17 protein-coding genes and 1 tRNA gene are annotated in these 18,272 nt (G+C 58.7%); 14 read left to right on the top strand and 4 right to left on the bottom strand.

Annotated features, from left to right (window positions below):
* Window positions 1-8 precede the first annotated feature (8 nt).
* The 7 genes from Q0063_RS02700 to Q0063_RS02670 all read left to right on the top strand — a co-directional run bounded on the left by Q0063_RS02700 (window position 9) and on the right by Q0063_RS02670 (window position 6,401).
* The gene (locus Q0063_RS02700) at window positions 9-1,013 is read left to right on the top strand and encodes a V-type ATPase subunit (protein WP_297870437.1); all 1,005 of its coding nucleotides are present in this window, start codon (window positions 9-11) and stop codon (window positions 1,011-1,013) included.
* Between the two features lie 12 nt (window positions 1,014-1,025).
* The gene (locus tag Q0063_RS02695; protein WP_297870436.1) at window positions 1,026-1,343 is read left to right on the top strand and encodes a V-type ATP synthase subunit F; all 318 of its coding nucleotides are present in this window, start codon (window positions 1,026-1,028) and stop codon (window positions 1,341-1,343) included.
* A gap of 301 nt (window positions 1,344-1,644) precedes the next feature.
* Complete coding sequence (locus tag Q0063_RS02690) at window positions 1,645-3,414, top strand: V-type ATP synthase subunit A (protein ID WP_297870435.1); 1,770 nt, start codon at window positions 1,645-1,647, stop codon at window positions 3,412-3,414.
* Window positions 3,414-4,793 carry a V-type ATP synthase subunit B gene (locus Q0063_RS02685; protein WP_297870434.1) on the top strand — a complete coding sequence of 460 codons (1,380 nt, stop codon included), beginning with the start codon at window positions 3,414-3,416 and terminating at the stop codon, window positions 4,791-4,793. The genes Q0063_RS02690 and Q0063_RS02685 overlap by 1 nt, the downstream gene beginning before the upstream one ends.
* Before the next feature lie 14 nt (window positions 4,794-4,807).
* A complete protein-coding gene (locus tag Q0063_RS02680; protein ID WP_297870433.1) occupies window positions 4,808-5,521 on the top strand; it encodes a V-type ATP synthase subunit D in 714 nt (237 codons plus the stop codon).
* Between the two features lie 19 nt (window positions 5,522-5,540).
* Window positions 5,541-5,831 carry a hypothetical protein gene (locus Q0063_RS02675; protein WP_297870432.1) on the top strand — a complete coding sequence of 97 codons (291 nt, stop codon included), beginning with the start codon at window positions 5,541-5,543 and terminating at the stop codon, window positions 5,829-5,831.
* 42 nt (window positions 5,832-5,873) lie between these two features.
* Window positions 5,874-6,401 (top strand): hypothetical protein, encoded by a 528-nt coding sequence (locus tag Q0063_RS02670; protein WP_297870431.1) that lies wholly within the window; start codon window positions 5,874-5,876, stop codon window positions 6,399-6,401.
* 614 nt (window positions 6,402-7,015) lie between these two features.
* Here Q0063_RS02670 and Q0063_RS02665 read toward each other — a convergent pair.
* Together Q0063_RS02665 and Q0063_RS02660 are read right to left on the bottom strand one after the other, a co-directional pair.
* A complete protein-coding gene (locus tag Q0063_RS02665) occupies window positions 7,016-8,254 on the bottom strand; it encodes an MFS transporter (RefSeq protein WP_297870430.1) in 1,239 nt (412 codons plus the stop codon).
* Between the two features lie 17 nt (window positions 8,255-8,271).
* Window positions 8,272-9,108, bottom strand: coding sequence for a MurR/RpiR family transcriptional regulator (locus tag Q0063_RS02660; RefSeq protein ID WP_297870429.1), 837 nt, complete (start codon window positions 9,106-9,108; stop codon window positions 8,272-8,274).
* A gap of 264 nt (window positions 9,109-9,372) precedes the next feature.
* On the opposite strand from Q0063_RS02660, the gene Q0063_RS02655 reads away from it, so the two are divergent.
* Window positions 9,373-10,437: a TAXI family TRAP transporter solute-binding subunit gene (locus Q0063_RS02655; RefSeq protein WP_297870428.1), complete on the top strand. Its 1,065-nt coding sequence runs from the start codon at window positions 9,373-9,375 to the stop codon at window positions 10,435-10,437.
* 225 nt (window positions 10,438-10,662) lie between these two features.
* The gene (locus Q0063_RS02650; protein ID WP_297870427.1) at window positions 10,663-12,600 is read left to right on the top strand and encodes a TRAP transporter permease; all 1,938 of its coding nucleotides are present in this window, start codon (window positions 10,663-10,665) and stop codon (window positions 12,598-12,600) included.
* Window positions 12,601-12,886: 286 nt separating this feature from the next.
* On the opposite strand, the gene Q0063_RS02645 is transcribed toward Q0063_RS02650, so the two are convergent.
* On the bottom strand, window positions 12,887-13,222 hold the full coding sequence (locus tag Q0063_RS02645) for a helix-turn-helix domain-containing protein (RefSeq protein ID WP_297870426.1): 336 nt from the start codon (window positions 13,220-13,222) through the stop codon (window positions 12,887-12,889).
* A 291-nt stretch (window positions 13,223-13,513) separates the two neighbouring features.
* On the opposite strand from Q0063_RS02645, the gene Q0063_RS02640 reads away from it, so the two are divergent.
* From Q0063_RS02640 to Q0063_RS02620, 5 genes are read left to right on the top strand one after another with little or no spacing between them, the layout of a single operon-like run.
* Entirely contained in the window at window positions 13,514-14,107 is a 594-nt protein-coding gene (locus Q0063_RS02640) for a metal-dependent hydrolase (RefSeq protein WP_367180318.1), read from the top strand.
* Between the two features lie 43 nt (window positions 14,108-14,150).
* Window positions 14,151-14,435 (top strand): hypothetical protein, encoded by a 285-nt coding sequence (locus Q0063_RS02635; RefSeq protein WP_297870424.1) that lies wholly within the window; start codon window positions 14,151-14,153, stop codon window positions 14,433-14,435.
* 58 nt (window positions 14,436-14,493) lie between these two features.
* Window positions 14,494-16,203, top strand: coding sequence for a hypothetical protein (locus Q0063_RS02630; protein ID WP_297870423.1), 1,710 nt, complete (start codon window positions 14,494-14,496; stop codon window positions 16,201-16,203).
* Between the two features lie 16 nt (window positions 16,204-16,219).
* Window positions 16,220-16,741 carry a hypothetical protein gene (locus Q0063_RS02625; RefSeq protein WP_297870422.1) on the top strand — a complete coding sequence of 174 codons (522 nt, stop codon included), beginning with the start codon at window positions 16,220-16,222 and terminating at the stop codon, window positions 16,739-16,741.
* A gap of 2 nt (window positions 16,742-16,743) precedes the next feature.
* Window positions 16,744-17,223 carry a hypothetical protein gene (locus Q0063_RS02620; protein WP_297870421.1) on the top strand — a complete coding sequence of 160 codons (480 nt, stop codon included), beginning with the start codon at window positions 16,744-16,746 and terminating at the stop codon, window positions 17,221-17,223.
* A 472-nt stretch (window positions 17,224-17,695) separates the two neighbouring features.
* Here Q0063_RS02620 and Q0063_RS02615 read toward each other — a convergent pair.
* Window positions 17,696-17,772: transfer RNA gene (locus Q0063_RS02615), tRNA-Arg, on the bottom strand.
* Between the last annotated feature and the right edge of the window lie 500 nt (window positions 17,773-18,272).

Below are 18,272 nucleotides of genomic sequence, written 5' to 3'. Positions count from 1 at the left end.
GAAGTGTCTTGACTAAAAAAATCAGAGACACCGATTACCTGGCCATCTCCGCCCGGGTCAAGGCCATGGAGACAGGTCTCCTGAGCCGGGAGCGGATGGAACAGATTCTGGACGCCCGCACAGACGAGGAAGCGGTGAAAATCCTTCAGGAGTGCGGCTATCCGGAGCTGAACGCCAGCGATCCGGAGGCCATGGACGCGGCGCTGTCCGCCGTCCGGGAGGCCACCCTGGCGGACCTGACCGGCGGCGCGCCGGACCCCAGGTATATCGACATTTTCAAGCTGAAATACGACTATCACAATATCAAGGCCATTCTGAAGGCCCAGGCCATGGACACCAGCCCCGACCGGATGCTGATGGACATGGGCCGGGTGGAGGCCAAGGTGCTGAAGGAGGCCGTCCAGGCAGGACGCCTGGATGAGCTGCCGGAGTCTCTGGCCGCCGCCGCGGCGGAGGCCAGGGAGACCCTGGACGCCACCCGGGACCCCCAGCTCAGCGACATCGTGCTGGACCGCTGGTGCTACCGGGAGATGGCCGGGGTGGCGGAGGAGACCGGCAGCGCCTTTCTGGCGGGCTACGTCCGTTCCCAGATTGACGCGGCCAATCTCCGCAGCCTGATCCGGACCCTCCGGATGGGCAAGAGCGCGGACTTCCTGAAAACGGTGCTGCTGGAGGGCGGCGACGTGGAACCCGGTTCCATTCTGGCGGTGGGGACGGCAGGGGGCTCCGGACTGACGGAGCTCTACGGACCCACGCCCCTCCAGGCGGCGGCGGAGGCCGGCGCCGAGGCCCTGCGGGGCGGCTCCCTGACGGAGTTTGAGAAGCGCTGCGACGACGCGGTGGGCGATTACCTGTCCGGGGCCCAGTTCGTGCCCTTTGGAGAGGCGCCCCTGCTGGGCTATCTGGCCGCCCGGGAAACGGAGTACACCAACATCCGCATCCTTCTGATGGGCCGGGGGGCCGGGCTCAGCGCCGGCGTCATCCGGTCCCGGCTGCGGACTGGCTATGTGTAAGGCGGTGAACGTATGGCAGTGACTTATCGAATTGCGGCCGTAGGCGACTGGGAATCCGTCATGGGCTTCCGGGCCCTGGGGCTGGACACCTACCCTGTCGCAGACGCGGCGGAGGCCAGGGAGAAGATCCGGGAGCTGGCAAAGGAAAACTGCGCGGTGATTTACCTGACCGAGCAGCTGGCCAGGGACATGGACGACGTGCTGGCCCGCTACAAGGACGAGCTGCGGCCCGCCATTATCCTGATTCCCGGCCGGGGAGGCTCCCTGGGCATTGGAAAGAACAACATCCAGAGGGCCATCGAGCGGGCGGTAGGCGCGGATATTCTGTAACCGGCAAGCCTGTTTTCCGGAACCGGCGCACCGTTCGGGCGGGACAGAGCCCGCCCCCTGTGCGGAGTGTTTTTTGCAGGATTGCCCTGTAAGGACGGGGCTCCGCCCCCGTCTGTCTCCCCTGTCGTCCGGCAGGACGGCCGGGGGAGCTTCGTGACGCACATGCCGTCGCGAACATGATTGAAATGCAGTTCTCCGCCTCCGGCGGAGAAACCGGGGGGCCTGCCCCTGGACCCCTGTTCGGGCGGAGCCTGAAGAGGGTTTTTCCGGCAAATTTATCCTGAAAGAAGGTTGCATAAATTTGAGCGGCAAAGTTGTTAAAGTTTCCGGGCCGCTGGTGGTTGCCACGGGTCTGTCGGACGCCAACATGTCCGACGTGGTCCGCGTCGGTCCTCAGCGCCTGATCGGTGAGATCCTGACCATGAAGGGCGACGCCGCCTCCATCCAGGTCTATGAGGAGACCTCGGGCCTGGGCCCCGGCGCTGTGGTGGAAACCACCGGCGCGCCCATGAGCGTGGAGCTGGGCCCCGGCATGATCGAGGGCATCTACGACGGCATCCAGCGTCCCCTGGAAAAGATTGTGGAAAAGGTGGGCGCAAACATCACCCGCGGCGTGGAGGTTTCCGCCCTGGACCACGAAAAGAAGTGGGAATTCACCGCCATCGCCAAGGCCGGCGACAAGGTGGTGGGCGGCGACATCATCGGCACCGTCCCCGAGACCCCCGTGGTGCTCCATAAAATTATGATTCCCCCCAAAATGAAGGGAACCATCAAGGAGCTGAAAAGCGGCAGCTTCAATGTCACGGAGACCATCGGCATCCTCACCACAGAGGACGGCAGGGACGTCCCCCTGACCATGACCCAGAAGTGGCCCGTCCGTGTGGGCCGGCCCTATGAGAAGAAATATCCCCCGGTGAAGCCCCTGTGCTCCGGCCAGCGGATCATCGACACCATGTTCCCCATCGCCAAGGGCGGCACCGCCGCCGTTCCCGGCCCCTTCGGCTCCGGCAAGACCGTGGTTCAGCACCAGCTGGCCAAGTGGTCTGATGTGGATATCGTGGTCTACATCGGCTGCGGCGAGCGCGGCAACGAGATGACCGACGTGCTGCGGGAATTCCCCGAGCTGAAGGACCCCCGCACCGGCGAGTCCCTGATGAAGCGGACGGTGCTGATTGCCAACACCTCCGACATGCCCGTGGCGGCCCGGGAGGCCTCCGTATATACCGGCATCACCATTGCCGAGTATTTCCGGGACATGGGCTATGACGTGGCCGTTATCGCAGACTCCACCTCCCGCTGGGCCGAGGCCCTCCGCGAGATGTCCGGACGTCTGGAGGAGATGCCCGGCGAAGAGGGCTACCCCGCCTATCTGTCTTCCCGTCTGGCCCAGTTTTACGAGCGGGCCGGCAGCGTGGAGTGCCTGGGCGGCGACGAGCGCCGGGGCAGTCTGACCGCCGTGGGCGCTGTGTCCCCTCCCGGCGGCGACCTGTCCGAGCCCGTGTCTCAGGCCACGATGCGGATTGTCAAGGTGTTCTGGGCTCTGGACGCGTCTCTGGCCTATAAGCGCCACTTCCCCGCCATCAACTGGCTGAATTCCTACTCCCTGTATCTGGACACCCTCAAGCCCTGGTTCGACGAGAACTTCGGCGAGAGCTTCATGCAGGACCGGACCAAGGCCATGAGCATCCTCCAGCAGGAGGCCAACCTCAACGAGATTGTCCAGCTCGTCGGCAAGGATGCCCTGTCCCCCTCCGACCAGTTGACTCTGGAAGTGGCCCGGATGGTCCGGGAGGACTTCCTCCAGCAGAACGCCTTTACGGATATCGACGGCTATTCCAGCTACGACCGCCAGGGCAGGCTGCTGGCCATGATTCTCCATTACGAAACTCTGTGCCGGGACGCTATTGCCAAGGGCGCGTCCGCGATGAAGCTCTTCGATATTCCCGCCCGTGAGAAAATCGGCCGGGCCAAGAGCGTCCCCGCCGAGGACTACGTCAAGGTCTATGAGGAGATCGAGGCCGATATGGAGCGGCAGATCGAAGAGGTTGCCGCCCAGGGAGGTGAGAACTGATGATTCGTGAATATAAAACCGTAGAGGAGATCGTCAGCCCTCTGATGATGGTCCGGATGGTGGAAAACGTCACCTATGACGAGCTGGTGGAAGTGGAGCTTCACGACGGGTCCATCCGCCGGGGCAAGGTGCTGGAGGTCAACGGCGACACCGCCGTGGTCCAGCTCTTTGAGGCCGCCGCCGGCATCAATCTGGCGGACGCCAAGGTCCGCTTTCTGGGTCACCCCCTTCAGCTGGGCGTGTCCGGCGACATGCTGGGCCGGGTCTTCAACGGCATGGGCCAGCCCATCGACGGCGGCCCCGAGATCCTGGCCGAGGAGTACCGGGACATCAACGGCCTGCCCATGAACCCCGCCGCCCGGGACTACCCCAACGAGTTCATCCAGACCGGCGTTTCCACCATTGACGGTCTGAACACCCTGGTCCGGGGCCAGAAGCTGCCCATTTTCTCCGGCTCCGGCCTGCCCCACGCCAACCTGGCGGCCCAGATCGCCCGTCAGGCCAAGGTGCTGGGCGGCGACGCCGGCAATTTCGCCGTGGTCTTCGCCGCCATCGGCATCACCTTCGAGGAGTCCGAATTCTTCGTCAGCGAGTTCAAGCGGACCGGCGCCATCGAGCGGACCGTCCTGTTCTCCAACCTGGCCAACGACCCCGCCGTGGAACGCATCTCCACCCCCCGTATGGCTCTGACCGCCGCGGAGTATCTGGCCTTTGAGAAGGATATGCACGTGCTGGTCATCATGACCGACATCACCAACTATGCCGAGGCCCTCCGCGAGGTCTCCGCCGCCAAGAAGGAGGTTCCCGGACGCCGGGGCTTCCCGGGCTATCTGTACACCGACCTGGCCACCCTGTATGAGCGGGCCGGCCGTCAGCTGGGCAAGAAGGGTTCCATCACCATGATTCCCATTCTCACCATGCCCGAAGACGACAAGACCCACCCCATCCCCGACCTGACCGGCTATATCACCGAGGGTCAGATCATCCTGGCCCGGTCCCTGTACCGCCAGGGCATCCATCCCCCTGTGGACGTGCTGCCCAGCCTCTCCCGTCTGAAGGACAAGGGCGTGGGCAAGGGCAAGACCCGGGAGGACCACGCGGACACCATGAACCAGCTGTTCGCCGCGTACTCCACCGGCAAGGACAACAAGGAGCTGATGTCCATTCTGGGCGAGGCGGCCCTGACGCCCACCGATTTGCTGTATGCCAAGTTTGCCGACGAGTTTGAGCGCCGCTATGTCAACCAGGGCTATGACGAAAACCGGTCCATTGAAGAGACGCTGAATCTGGGCTGGGAGCTCCTCAGCATCCTGCCCAAGGCGGAGCTGAAGCGCATCAAGCCTGAGCTGATCGAGAAGTATTGGCCAAAGAAAGACTAAAGGAGGGGTGAGCCATGGCGAATATCACGGTAAGCCCCACCCGAATGGAGCTCACCCGCCTGAAAGGCAAGCTGCGCACCGCCCAGCGGGGCCACAAGCTGCTGAAGGACAAGCGGGATGAGCTGATGAAGCAGTTCCTGGACACCGTCCGGGAGGTCCGCGCCCTCCGGGCGGAGGTGGAAGAAGAGCTGATGACGGTCCATGGGGCCTTCACCGTGGCCTCCGCCCTCATGAGCTCCGAGGCCCTGGAACAGGCTCTGGTCTACCCCAAGCAGAGCGTGGAGCTGACCATGACCTTCCAGAATATCATGTCCGTCAACGTGCCGGTGTACGACTTCCAGACCCAGACACGGTCGGATTCCGACATCTATCCCTACGGCTTCGCGGCCACCTCCGGCGAGCTGGACACCGCCGTGGACGCCCTGGGGAAGGTCTTCCGGAAGATGCTGAAGCTGGCGGAGATTGAGAAGTCCGCCCAGCTGATGGCGGAGGAGATTGAAAAGACCCGCCGCCGGGTCAACGCCCTGGAGTATGTGATGATCCCCAACACCCAGGAGGCCATCCGGTATATCAACATGAAGCTGGACGAAAACGACCGGGCCACCACCATCCGGCTGATGAAGGTCAAGGACATGATTCTGAAGGAGTCTCTGGAAGAGAAGAGAGCGGAAACCGCCAGAGCCGTGAAGACCTTCGGGGATTCCAGCGAGGCTCCGGCAGAGGTATAAACGGGCAGTCCTGCCGCGGTTGTGCCGCTTTCCCGCTGTCAAGAAAAAATACTGCCTGGGAGAAATCCCGGGCAGTATTTTTGCGTTTTTTGACATTTTTGCGTTTTTTGCGCATTTTGCCCCTTTTGATTTTTTTGCCGGTATTTTTGACGGGCGGCGTTTTTCCAACGGTCCGGCCTGCCTGCCGGAAGCCCAGCATCATTGGGAAAACGGGCGGGCACAGAGACCCGCCACAGGCGTTATGACAGGGGGCGGGCGTAAATCCCGTTCCCTGCGCCGTCCCCGGGTTGAAAAAGGGGAAAAATTCTGATATAGTGGCCTCATTCTGATGATGACGGAGGCTGAAAAAAGCATGGAGAAAATACAGGTGGAGTATAAGGTGACGGTTTCCGACTTCCGGAAGGCGTCTTATTATGGCCTCTTTCTGCGGCACCGCCGGCCCCTGCAGATCATGTTCGTGGTATTGATCGGGGCCGTTCTTTACGGGACCGGCTCCTATCTGGGGCTGGGAACGGCCAACCCCCTGGTGTTCTTCCTGGCGGCGGCCTATCTCTGCTGGGGCCTCCTGCTGTTCGCCGGGACGGAGCGGAGCATCCGGCAGTATATGCGGACGCCGGGGAACTTCCTGGGCTGCACCTATACCGCTGTCCTGGAGTCCCACCGGGTCCAGTTTGAAATTCCGGAGCGGAGCATCAAGGCCTCCCAACAGATTGGAAATCTGGCCTGTGTCTTTGAGCTGAACCAGATTTTCATGATTTATGTCTCCGCCCAGGACCTCTACATCCTCCCCTGCCGGACATTGACAAAGGAACAGCGGGCGGAACTGCGGCAGACCTTCCGCCAGAGGCTGGGGAACCGGTTCGCCACCCGGTTCCGCTGAGGGGAGCGCGGGGCGGCGGAAGGCCCTGGACGGTCCGGAAGCCCCGTGAGTCCGTTATGGTCCTGGGTTTCCCGGGAAATGTACTAGAGTCTGTTTTAAAACCGTCAAAACGCCGTCTTGGGGTATCTTATTCCGCCAGGACTGCGTTGATTGGACTTGAAATCCGTCAGGATTCCCGCGTCCAATCGCCTTGTCTGGCGAAACAATCTGCCCCCATCCGACATTCCGCTGGTTTTAAAACAGCCTCTAAAACAGGAATCAGGAACTGCCCCATTCGTCCGGCAGCTCCTGATTCCTGTTTTTTCAGGCCCTGTTCTTCATACTGGAATCCATTAAAAAGCTTTCAAAAGCTTTTTATAGCGCAGGAAACGCGTTGGATTCTTATGAGAGCCTGTTTAAAATCTCCCCGCACACGTCTTGACAGTGTATTTTCCGCCCTGACTGCGTTAAAAATCCTTGCCATCCGTCAGGATGCCTGCGGATTTTTGCCTTGCAGGACAAAAAATCCCCTCGCCAATACGCACACGTTGAGATTTTAAACAGGCTCTGAGACGTGTTTTGTGCCATTCCGGCGCAAAACGGAAACGCAGAGTGGGGTTCTATTTCAAATAAAACTATTTAGTTTTATTTGAAATGAGTATCACTCTCTGTTCGCCCTTCCTCGCCAGGCAGCCGCCAGCGCCGGTGAAGGCCAGCAGCAGCCCCAGCACCGACAGCGCCAGCCATGCGGCAGGCAGGGCGACCCAGCCCACCCGGCTCAGCAGGCCCCCTAGAGCGCCGGACATCAGAGACGCGCCGATGTAGGTGGAGAAATCGAAGACGCCCACCAGGGTGGAGACGATGTTCCGGCCGGAGAAATACAGGGGCAGGTACGAGATCATATACCAGTTGCCGGCGTTGACCACGGCAATGAGGGCGGCAATCAGCAGCACCGTCACAAGGGAAGTATGCTCCGCCGTCAAAACCAGGCATCCTGCCGCGGCACAGGCCAGGGCCAGCATTACCTGCATCGCCCAGCGCGCGTCGTCTCCCAGGTGGGAGAGGGTCCCTCTGGCCAGAAACACCCCCGCCAGCTTGGCCAGGGGAATCAGCACCAGAAGCAGCAGAGAGTTTTCCCCCAGGTCCAGGACGCCGGTGAAAATCATGGGCAGCCAGAACACCGCCCCCTCCTGAATGGCCCCCACCAGCAGACAGAGCAGACAGATGAAAAACAGCCGGTCCTGAACAAATTCCCGGGCAATCTGAGGCAGAGGCGGCGGGGACGGCCGCTCTCCCCGCCTGTCCTCATAGGGAATCCGGCGGGACAGCAGGAGCCACGCCGGAATCAGCGCCAGGGCCGCCAGTGCCGGGACCAGGAAATAGGGCCGGAAGTCCAGGGGCCGGAACAGCCAGCTCAGCACCACCCAGCTGAGAAGATAGCCTGTTACGGAGCAGGTGGACATGATGGTGGAGACGTTTTTCCGCTGGTCCTCCCGGGCGTGGAAGGACAGCAGACGCAGCAGCGTGCTCCAGAACATGGACTGGCAAAAGCCGTTCAGACCCCAGAGGACCGTAAACAGGGCTCCGCTGGTCTGAAACGCCAGAATCAGGTTGATGCCGCCGGTGAGGCTCAGGGCCAGCATCAGAAAGCGGTAGGGATTCACCCGGTCCCCGATCGCGCCGTTGAGAAGCTGGCCCACGGCATAGGTCACAAAATACAGCGAGCTGGCAAGCCCCAGGTACTCCACGCTGACCCCCAGCCCTGCCGACAGCTTATCCAGCACCGTGGACAGGTTCACCCGGCAGAGATAGGCAGTCATATAGGTTCCCCAGGCCGCCAGAAGCAGCACGCGCAGGCTGTTGTTCCGTTTCATTCCCGTTCTCCTCCTTTTCACCGGGGATAGCGCCGGCGGGACAGATACTGCTCCGCCGCGTCCTCCCGCTCCACGGCCCGGCTCCCCCGCCGGGCGGACAGATAGGCGCACAGGGCGTCCAGCACCATCATATGGGTCAGCCGGGCGGCCACTGCCTCCTGGCGGCGTTCCGCCTCGCTGGAGGCGGTAACCAGGGCCGCCTGGCACAGCCTCGCCAGACGGCTGTCCCCATAGGAGGTCACGCAGATGGTGGCCGCGCCCCGCCGCTTCGCCAGCTCCATGGCGTCCACAATCTCCGCCGTCTGCCCGGAGTGGGAAACGGCCAGGGCGACGCAGCTCTCGTCCAGCTGGGCGGCGTCGATGCTGAAGGTCAGGTAATCCGTGATGGCATAGGCCGGCAGGCCTGCCCGCATAAAGTGAAAATAAGCGTCCTGGGCAATCAGGGCGGAGTCCCCTGCGCCGAAGATGTCAATGCGCCGGGCGGAGGCCAGCAGCGCCGCCGCCTGCTCCAGAGGGGCGCTCTGAATGGCGCGGGCCGTGCGCTGGACGGCGTCGGCGGTGTTGCCCGCCGTTTTCCGGAAGGCCGACAGAGGCGTGTCCTCCTCCGTCACGCCGCCAAAGGAAAAGCCGGTGTGGGTTTCCCGGGCCAGGGCGATTTTCAGGGCGCTGAACCCTCCCACCCCCAGCCGTCCGGCAAAGTTGATGACGCTGCCCTCCGACACGCCGGCCCGGGCGGCCAGGTGGGCCAGGGTGCTGTTGGTCACCTGCACCGGGTCCTCCAGGATTATGTCGGCAATCCGCTTCTCCACCGCCGACATCTGGGCATACCCGCCCCGAATCCGCTCTACCAGCACAAAACCGCCCCCTTTTGTTTGTATTATAACAATCTGTCCTCAAAATTCAATGAGTTTTTCTCATTTTGCTGTTGATTTGTTTAAGTTATAATGAGTAATACTTAATTATCCGGCGTTTTCTGTATGATTTGATGAAAAAGCGACTGTTTCCTTGTAGGATATCGAACTGGACATCTTATGTCTGTCCCTGTTATAATAGAGGTGCTATGGTCCGCGCCTGCGGAGCAAAGCATACCCTTTCAAACCGATAATGGAGGAAAGTTTATGAAGAAGTTTATGTCTCTGCTTCTGGTCCTGATGATGGTCCTGTCCCTGGCCGCCTGCGGCGGCAATTCCGGCGGGTCCTCTTCCGGCGATTCCGGCACTTCCGCTCCCGCGGACTCCGGTACGTCCGCCCCTGCCGACTCCGGTTCCGGCGACGCTGCCGAGCCCGGTTTCTCCGGCAGCTATCTGATGGGCACCGGCTCCGCCACCGGAAACTACTATCAGTTCGGAAACGCCATGTGCACCGTTATCAACAATGTGACGGGAGCGAATCTGACCGTCAACGCCACCGGCGGCTCCACCGAAAACGCCCGTCTGCTGGGCTCCGGCGAAAATGAGTTTGCCATGATTCAGTCCGACGTGTACAGCTATGCCCACGACGGCATCGAGCTCTTCGACGGCTCCCCCATCACCAACTTCAAGGCCATCACCGCCTGCTATCCCGAGATGGTGCAGATCGTGGTCCGGAAGGACAGCGGCATTCAGTCCATCTCCGACATGGCCGGCAAGAACATCTGCGTGGGCGCTGTGGGCTCCGGCTACGAGGTGGCCGCCCGTCAGATTCTGGGCGCTTACGGCATGACCTATGACGACATCAATGAGACCTTTGCCGACCAGTCCACCGCCAAAAACGGCGTTCAGGACGGCACCTTCGACGGCATGTTCATGTGCTCCGGTTATCCCAACTCCAACGTCACCGAGCTGTCTTTGAACGGCAACATCGACCTGGTCACCATTGATGACGAACATATGGCCAAGCTGCTGGAGCAGTATCCCTTCTATTCCTCCTTCACCCCGGAGACCGACGAGTATAACCTGGGCCATCCCATCACCTCTGTGGCCGTGAAGTGCATGATGGTGTGCAACGATACCTTCTCTGACGACGAAATCTATGCCCTGACCAAGGCCATCTATGAGAACCTGGGCGATGTGCAGGAAATCAACGCCAAGGCCAATTACATGAGCCTGGACGCCGCCCTCAGCGGTATCCCCAGCGACCTGCATCCCGGCGCCATGCGCTACTATGAGGAGCAGGGCATCGAGATCCCCGACTACCTGAAGTAATCCGGCAGACAAGCAAATACCTGCAGTATGAAGCGGCGGGCAGGACAGAAAATGGTTCTGTCCTGCCCGTGCTCTTCCCGACGTTAAGAACCCATAAAGAACCGCGCAGTCCCCGCGCCTCTGCCTCCGCCGCATGAAGCGGCTTCAACTCAGGAATCGAAGGAACCCCCGGTTCCCCGTGCCGGAGGCTCTTTGATATAAAACATCAACAGAAGGAGAACAGCCATGGCCCTCTTCAAGAAAAAAGTACAGACCCCTCCTGAGGAGATCGACCTGTCCGCCATCGACCGGGAATCCAAGTATAAAATTTTCTCCCCCAGGGGTGAAAAGCTCCTCCGGATTGTTCTGACCGTTTTCGCGCTCTTCCAGCTCTACGCCTCCATCTCCAACAAGGTGCCCCTCCAGATTCTCCGCTATACCCACCTGGGCTTTGCCATCTGTCTGGCCTTTCTGATTTACCCCGCCACCAAGAACGCCGACCGGAAAAAGCTGCCCTGGTATGACTGCCTGCTGGCGGGGCTGTTCTTCTGCGTGGTGGCCTATTTCATTCTGAACTACAAGGCCCTCCAGTTCCGGGCCGGCGCTTACACCATGATGGACACGGTTATGGCGGGCCTCGGCATCGCGCTGGTTCTGGCGGCCTGCTGGCGTGTGGTGGGCCCGCCCATCGTCATCATCGCCTCCTGCTTCTTTGTCTACGGCATGGTGGGCAAGTACATGGGCAGCTTCCTCCAGCACCGGGGCTTCTCCCTCAAGCGGATCATCACCCATCTGTTCATCACCACCGAGGGCATCATCGGCAACCCCCTGGGGGTCTGCTCCACCTACATCTTCCTGTTCATCCTCTTCGGCGCCTTCCTGGAGAAAACCGGCATCGGCCAGTTCTTCATTGACCTGGCCAACTCCCTGGCAGGCTGGGCCGCCGGCGGTCCCGCCAAGGTGGCGGTGCTGTCCTCCGCCCTTCAGGGCACCGTCTCCGGCTCCTCCGTGTCCAACACCGTGTCCACCGGCTCCTTCACCATCCCCCTGATGAAGTCCCTGGGCTATACGCCGGAGTTTGCCGGAGCCGTGGAAGCCGCCGCCTCCACCGGCGGGCAGATCATGCCCCCGGTCATGGGTTCCGCCGCCTTCCTGATCTCCGAGGCCTGCGCCGTGCCCTACCGGGAGCTGATGATTATCGCCGTCATTCCCGCGGCGCTGTACTTCATTGGCATCTGGATCAGCGTTCACCTGGAAGCCAAGCGCCTGGGCCTCAAGGGAACCCCCCGGGACCAGCTGCCCAGGCTCTGGCCGCTGATGCGGGACAAGGGACACCTGCTGCTGCCGCTGATCGGCATTATCTACCTGATGATTTCCGGCTTCACCGTCACCCGCTCCGCCCTCATCGGCTGTCTCATCTGCATCATCGTTCCCTATCTCCGGAAGGGGACCCGGGTGCCCTTCCTCCAGATTTTCACCGCCCTGCCCCAGGCGGCACGGAATGTGGTTTCCGTGGCTACCGCCTGCTCCACCGCCGGCATCATCATCGGTATGGTGACTCTGACAGGCCTGGGCCAGCGCATCGGCGCGGGCATCTTCGACCTGGTGGGCAACAACGTCTTCCTGGCTCTGGTGTGCGCCATGTTCACCTCCCTGATTCTGGGCATGGGCGTCTCCACCACCTCCAACTACCTGATTACCTCCACCATCGCCGCCCCCATCCTCATCAAGGCGGGCATCCCCATGCTGGCGTCCCATATGTTCTGCTTCTACTTCGGCATTGTGGCGGACATCACGCCGCCCGTGGCTCTGGCGGCCTATGCCGGCAGCGCCATTGCCAAGGGCAACGCCTTCAAAACCGGCGTCAACGCCACCAAGCTGGCCATTGCCGCCTTCCTGATACCCTACATGTTCGCTATGAATCCCAAGATGATTATGATAGGCGGCACCTTCCTGGAGGCTCTGCCCATGATCTGCACCGCCGTCATCGGCCTGGTGGGCATCGGCGCGGGCTTCATCGGCTATCTCAACGGCCCGGTGAATCCCATCATGCGGGTGGTGTCCCTGGCGGGCGGCCTGTGTCTGGTGATTCCCGGCGCCGCAACGGACGTCATCGGCATCGCCCTGATTGCCCTGGTCTATGTCAGCAACCGCATTTCCAACCGAAGCAAGGCTGCCGCCTGATTCTGTTCCGGCTGCCTGAAAAACGCCGCGAAGGAGTCTCCTTCGCGGCGTTTCCCTGTGCGGATGAAGCGAAAAAAGCTCTGTTCATCGGAGTGATGCCGTCAGCACGGCTGAACATCGGTACATGCAGACGTTCAAACAGCGCCCTGTCCGAGTTGCTTCCGACTCGGGCAGGGCGCTGTTTGTGCGATATGCCGTTTTTTCCTGGGCGCTGTCCATTCCCCGGGGCGGCCCGGAAGGCCGCCGGTATTCGAGCCTGGGGGATGGCCCGGGGGTCTTCCGGCCGCTATCTTCTTTTCCTGCTCAGACCGTCACAATATGCGCCGAGAAGCTCCCTGTCTCTTTTGGACAGCTTCCGGTACGCGCTCAGGAGATTCTGTTCATCCTCGGATAAACTTGTGTCACGGAGAGGGTTCTTCTTGAAATCGAAGAAGTCCGACAGGCTGATATTCAGCCCCGCGCAAAGCTTCTCAAGCGTCGGGATTGTCGGGCAGGTGTTGCGGAGAAAGCAGTTGTTGAGGCTTGAGTAGGGAATGCCTGACTCTTTTGCCAGCTTGTAAATGGACCAGTGATTCAATTTCAGGAACTCCCGGATTCGTCCCAGGACCTCATTTTCTATCATCCAATATGCCCCGCTTTCGTCATCTGAAAAAAAGTTTATCTAAAATGGGTGATGCCCAATAGATGAACAAACGGGTTGGCTATTGACAATTATAACTCAATTGGGTATGATATTACATAGTTCGACACGATGGGGCGGTTTGAAGCGTTATGCCCCGTGCGGCGGGGGTATGAACCCGGATGATTCGCTGCTGGAGCTGAATTTGAACGCAGTGTCCTCGGAGGTGACAGGGACAAGCGGGTTGTCCGGCTGCCGGGGGGAAGGGAGGCAGTTTTGTTAGGGAAAACACATATGGTGATTGGAATTGCCGCGGCCATGGCGGTCACCCAGCCGGAGACTGTGCCGGAGCTTGTATTGGCCGCCGGCGGAGGCGCTTTCGGCGCATTGATCAGCGACATAGACGTCGGCACATCAGGGTCCCACCGTGATGCTGATAAAATTGTCATGCTTTCCGCCGTGGTGCTGCTGGCGGTGCTTGCGCTGGACTGTTTTTTCCACACCGGAGTAATTGAACAGGTGGTGCGAAACAGCGGCTATGGCCGTATTATCGCCGGTATCTTGCTGTTTATCTGCATCTGCGCGTTTGGCAAGGAACAGCCTCACAGGTCCTTTATGCATTCTTTTCTGGCATTGGCCCTCTTGTGTTTCGCCATTGGGCTGGTGTGGGAAAAGGCGGTGGTTTCGTTTGCGGCGGGATTTCTCTCCCATCTGGCAACGGATGTATGCAACAAGAAAAAGGTGCGATTTTTGTACCCGCTTAAGGGAGGGGTATCCCTGGGACTGTTCCACGCGTATGGCCTGGCAAATCAGGTCTTTTTCATGGCGGGATGCGCGGCGGCCGCACTGGAGATGGGATTATTTGCAGTCAGGATATTCCGGCGGTGACCCCGGCGGGCCGCTGCCAAAATTTTTGAGGAGGTAAGGGAAGATGATTGACTGGTTTGACCACAAGGGATTTGACGAGTATTACCTGAAATCCGCCAAGGCGGCGAACAAGGGGAAGCTGCTCAACGCGTTTTATGCGCAGTGGATGGAGTGGTTCGGGCCCTATAATACGATTCGGACCCAGACAAAGGGCTGGGTGAAAGCGAACTGGAACGCAAAAAGCAAGAAGGGCATCAAGGAACGGCTGCTGAAATATGGCTATACCTCCGCGCAGATTGACGGCCTGTTCAAGAAGTTTTCGGAGTGGATTAAGCTGACCTGCAAATAAAGGCTGCGGTTTTGCGGCGTATGACATACGGAAGGGAATATTGAGGGAGGGAAATGGTATGAATATGACAAATTCAGGATTCAATCCGCTTTCAGACAAGCTGGAGAATGAGGACTGCTTCGGGTTTCACAGCGAGTATTATGTTGACCCTGACTGGCGACGCACAGCTCCATCCACTATGGAGAGGAATTATTTCAGGAAAGGATATTCCCAATATTCAAAATATCAGGGTGATATTTATTTTCTTCGCTCTGAAGGAAGTCTCAAGGCCAGGAATTACGGCGTTTATGTCATAAAATCCAATGTACAGCGGAAAACATCCCATGCAATCAGGCTTCATACCCGAAGAACATTTAATTTCCATACTTATATTGCGGTCAACCGCCGTGGCTATTTCCTTTACGACATGGAAACCATCTCCTTATTCGGCTTTGACGGGCGTAAGATTTATACGCATGTGTTTGGCAGAAAAGAAAGCCGTCATGGTCATTCTCGTCTGGAATGCGTATATGTCTATGACAATACAGTGATTTACTCCGAAACAAGGCAGCCCGCAATGAGTACGGATATTTACCGCGTCAATATGCTGACAGGGGAAAAGACGCTGCTGTGGGGCGTCCAGAAAGGGGACTTGGCATTTGACAATTGTCTGCGGGAAAGCTACCGGCAGGAATGGGGAAGAGAACTGCCGTTTTCTCAGGCCCCCTCAAATATTGGTAATATCTCCTGCCAATTTTTGTATGCGAATAAACATCGTGTTGTGGCGGGATATACGAGAAGCGATGGGAATCGGATTTCTTACATCGTTCATATTGATTTATCGAAAAATCAATGGAGCGTACTGGATTGCTTTGCAAGGCCCAGCTGGAAAGCAAAGATAAATGAGGATTCTCTGCCGTCATGGGATGACCGGCATATTTTCTCGTTTAATATGCTTGACGATACCATGTGGGTAAAAACGAGCGATAAAGATATCCAGCTGGTTCACACAGATATCCAGGGCGTAGTCCAGCTGCGGGGAAAATATTCTGTAGGCTGGAAATTATGTACATTGGGTTTCAATGATTCAAGATACTATTATTTTGACGGCAAACTTGCTTTTATTCCAACAGGGTTTGAGGTGTATCATCTTAAACAGGATGGAGAAAAGAAAAGAATACACTTTCAGCGTTACAATAACCTTAACCTCCATTTTTGGTGTTTTGATAATATCTACCATGTTCCAGATGAGAGTCAGCTATATAGATTTTGGAATGTTACAAACAGCTATGAAGAATACCGTGTGAGACCACGTCCTTTTTATGATAGTAGTGGCATGAGGAGAATGGAGATAGAACAGGTCGGAGTGATAGGCGAGCCAGTTTCTGCCTTCCGGGCTTTGGATAAGCTGACATTGGCCGCGTTCCGGCGCGGCGCCGGCGCGCCGGCCATGACCCGCTTTCGGGATCAATTGCTCCTTTACAGAAAGAGTCTGGCCAACAAATGGGATTATAATGCGTTCGTTGGCATTCTGCTTGGGGTGCGCGGGCCGAAGCACGGCGACGCGGCGTGTATGAATTTTGCAATCGGCCAGGGCGACAACGGAAACAACACCAGGAAAACCCTGGAGGCAAAAGGGCTGATGTCTGTCTTTGAGAAATACAAGGGCAAAGAGATTGATGGGACAATCCTGCTTTCCGATGTGGAGGAAGAGATTCTTGCCATTGCGCCGGAGTACGCGCCAATCAGAGAAACATTACAATATTACATAAAATGTATAGAACGATGAACAGGCAGGGTGGATTATGGATAAAGGACAAGCGTCTCAGGTTGTTCAAAATGCCGGCATGACGCCGCGTAATGTTGCGCACAGCATCTATCTGGCAGCGGTGGAAGGCGTGTCGGGGGCAAACCAGCATGAGGGATTCGGCTTTGCGCTTTCTGCCATTGCGGAGCTGTGGAACATCAGGGGCTCCGTCGGCAATCCCTATGGCAGAACCAAAATAACAGGCCGTTACAGGGGAATGGGCGTGACGGAGGACATGATTTTGAATGTCGTGTCCCGATACCCCCATGGGCTGAGGGACAATGAACCGCTGTTTGATGATTTGCTGGGCGTTGGCTCTTCCGGCAGGCCCGCAGGCGGCGGTCAGGCCAGAGGCGCCGATACAGGCAGCAGGCAAAATTCGTCTGATAATGCTATCATAATCGCAGGTGTGTTATTTATTATATTGAAACTACTTATGGGACGGGGATGGATTTTCTCAATCCTTGTGACCTTAGCGGTTGCCGCGATGATAGATTCACTCAGCGGACGAGGGAGGTAAACGTGAATAACGCAAGAAAAGAGCAGCTTCTTTATCAGAAGGCCCATGGTCAGGGAATGGATGCCAGCCCTGCGGAGAAGATGGAGCTGAGAAAGTACAAGGTAGACGCCGGCGACGGAAACCTGGCCACAAGAGCCAATATTCGTGCTTACATCAAAGCGGTCGACAGCGGCTACCGGTTGTCTTTTTATGACTACTGCTGTAATAACCGCAAGGGAGACAGGCGGCGCAAAGGCCACAGTGAAAAGGAGATGGCAAGCAGTAACCTTGAGCATACGATTGGCGTCATGCTTATGGGCTGGCTGATATGGGGCGTCGCGCTTTACTGGGCGTTCGGTCAGAGACAGTCGGTTGGTTCATGCGCCGTCATGGGAGCGATTATCTCAGCGGTTTTGCAGCGCGTAAACAGGAGGTGGGCAGGGTTCACGTGTTTTATACTTCCGTGTATCATCGCCGCTGCCGCGGCTAAGCTCCAGCTTTGACCGTCACAGCCGGCGGCGGGGAGGCAGGGGAAAATCCGTGACGCCGGACACAAGCCCTGTACAGATCAGGACCGCAGAAGGCGGAGGGCCTATGGCCCTCGGCCTGTTCTCGTGCCCGTGGTCCCGGGCGCTGTACTGCATTGTTTAGAGCTGGGTTCGATTGGTTCCGGGTAAATTCTTGAAATCGGCCGCGGCCTCCGGCGGACGGGACAGGGTCCCTGCGTAAAATTTTTGAATCGAAGTCTCCGCCGGGAATCCGGCGAGGGTGTTGGAAATTTCCGAGCCGGAGTCCGCTCGTTAAATTGATGGCCGTGCGCCCCAAACCAAACCGCGGCCCGGCAAGGCGGTCCGCCGCCCCGTTCCCTCTCCGCCGGGAATCCGGCATATCCCGGCGGAAGGCGAAGAAATTCCCAACACAGCACAGGTTTCCGGCCAAAGGCGGGAAACGGAGCGGTGTTGGGAATTTCTGAGCTGGCACCCCGAACTGGATTCGAACCAGCGGCCTGTCGCTTAGGAGGCGACCGCTCTATCCATCTGAGCTATCGGGGCCTGTTCACTTGTATGCGCCGGATATGTGCTTTTAGGAAAGCGTTCCCGCTCCCGCCTGGGAGACAACCGCTCCATCCCCTGAGCTGCCGGGGCGTATACGGGATGATACGGTTTTCATGGGGGCTCCCTCAGCCTGGAAGCCAAGCGACTGTCCGGGGAAACGAATGTCCGCTTTGTATTCTACCCGTTTTTTTCCGGCCTGTCAATCCAAAAGACCGCTTTTGCCGGAAAATCTGCAAAGGTCCCCGGCTCACGCCGGGACTGGATTTTTTCCTTCCGGCCTGCTATGATAGAGGCGGCGGAAAAAGCTCCGCCCAATCATCCCAAAAAATTTTTTCAGCCGGCGCAATAAAACGCCGTGCTGATGCGTTTCAATTATAGACAGGGGGGAACAGACGATGCGCACCAAGACCGCTTCGGCGGAGGACGGCCTGGACCGGCAGCTTGCCCGTGCCGCCGCCGGGGAACAGGCGGCGCTTGAGGCTCTCTATGCCCAGACC

This window comes from uncultured Oscillibacter sp. (genome assembly GCF_947654275.1).
Classification (GTDB): domain Bacteria; phylum Bacillota; class Clostridia; order Oscillospirales; family Oscillospiraceae; genus Oscillibacter.
Note: the sequence above shows the minus strand (reverse complement) of the source record. Positions and strands in the feature narration are given on the sequence as shown.

What these genes read in the sequence shown, in the direction of transcription:
- Q0063_RS02695 (WP_297870436.1), top strand. Translation starts at nt 1,026, where the DNA reads ATGGCAGTGACTTATCGAATTGCGGCCGTAGGCGACTGGGAATCCGTC.
- Q0063_RS02685 (WP_297870434.1), top strand. Translation starts at nt 3,414, where the DNA reads ATGATTCGTGAATATAAAACCGTAGAGGAGATCGTCAGCCCTCTGATG.
- Q0063_RS02680 (WP_297870433.1), top strand. Translation starts at nt 4,808, where the DNA reads ATGGCGAATATCACGGTAAGCCCCACCCGAATGGAGCTCACCCGCCTG.
- Q0063_RS02670 (WP_297870431.1), top strand. Translation starts at nt 5,874, where the DNA reads ATGGAGAAAATACAGGTGGAGTATAAGGTGACGGTTTCCGACTTCCGG.
- Q0063_RS02665 (WP_297870430.1), bottom strand. Translation starts at nt 8,254, where the DNA reads ATGAAACGGAACAACAGCCTGCGCGTGCTGCTTCTGGCGGCCTGGGGA.
- Q0063_RS02655 (WP_297870428.1), top strand. Translation starts at nt 9,373, where the DNA reads ATGAAGAAGTTTATGTCTCTGCTTCTGGTCCTGATGATGGTCCTGTCC.
- Q0063_RS02650 (WP_297870427.1), top strand. Translation starts at nt 10,663, where the DNA reads ATGGCCCTCTTCAAGAAAAAAGTACAGACCCCTCCTGAGGAGATCGAC.
- Q0063_RS02645 (WP_297870426.1), bottom strand. Translation starts at nt 13,222, where the DNA reads ATGATAGAAAATGAGGTCCTGGGACGAATCCGGGAGTTCCTGAAATTG.
- Q0063_RS02640 (WP_367180318.1), top strand. Translation starts at nt 13,514, where the DNA reads ATGGTGATTGGAATTGCCGCGGCCATGGCGGTCACCCAGCCGGAGACT.
- Q0063_RS02635 (WP_297870424.1), top strand. Translation starts at nt 14,151, where the DNA reads ATGATTGACTGGTTTGACCACAAGGGATTTGACGAGTATTACCTGAAA.
- Q0063_RS02630 (WP_297870423.1), top strand. Translation starts at nt 14,494, where the DNA reads ATGAATATGACAAATTCAGGATTCAATCCGCTTTCAGACAAGCTGGAG.
- Q0063_RS02625 (WP_297870422.1), top strand. Translation starts at nt 16,220, where the DNA reads ATGGATAAAGGACAAGCGTCTCAGGTTGTTCAAAATGCCGGCATGACG.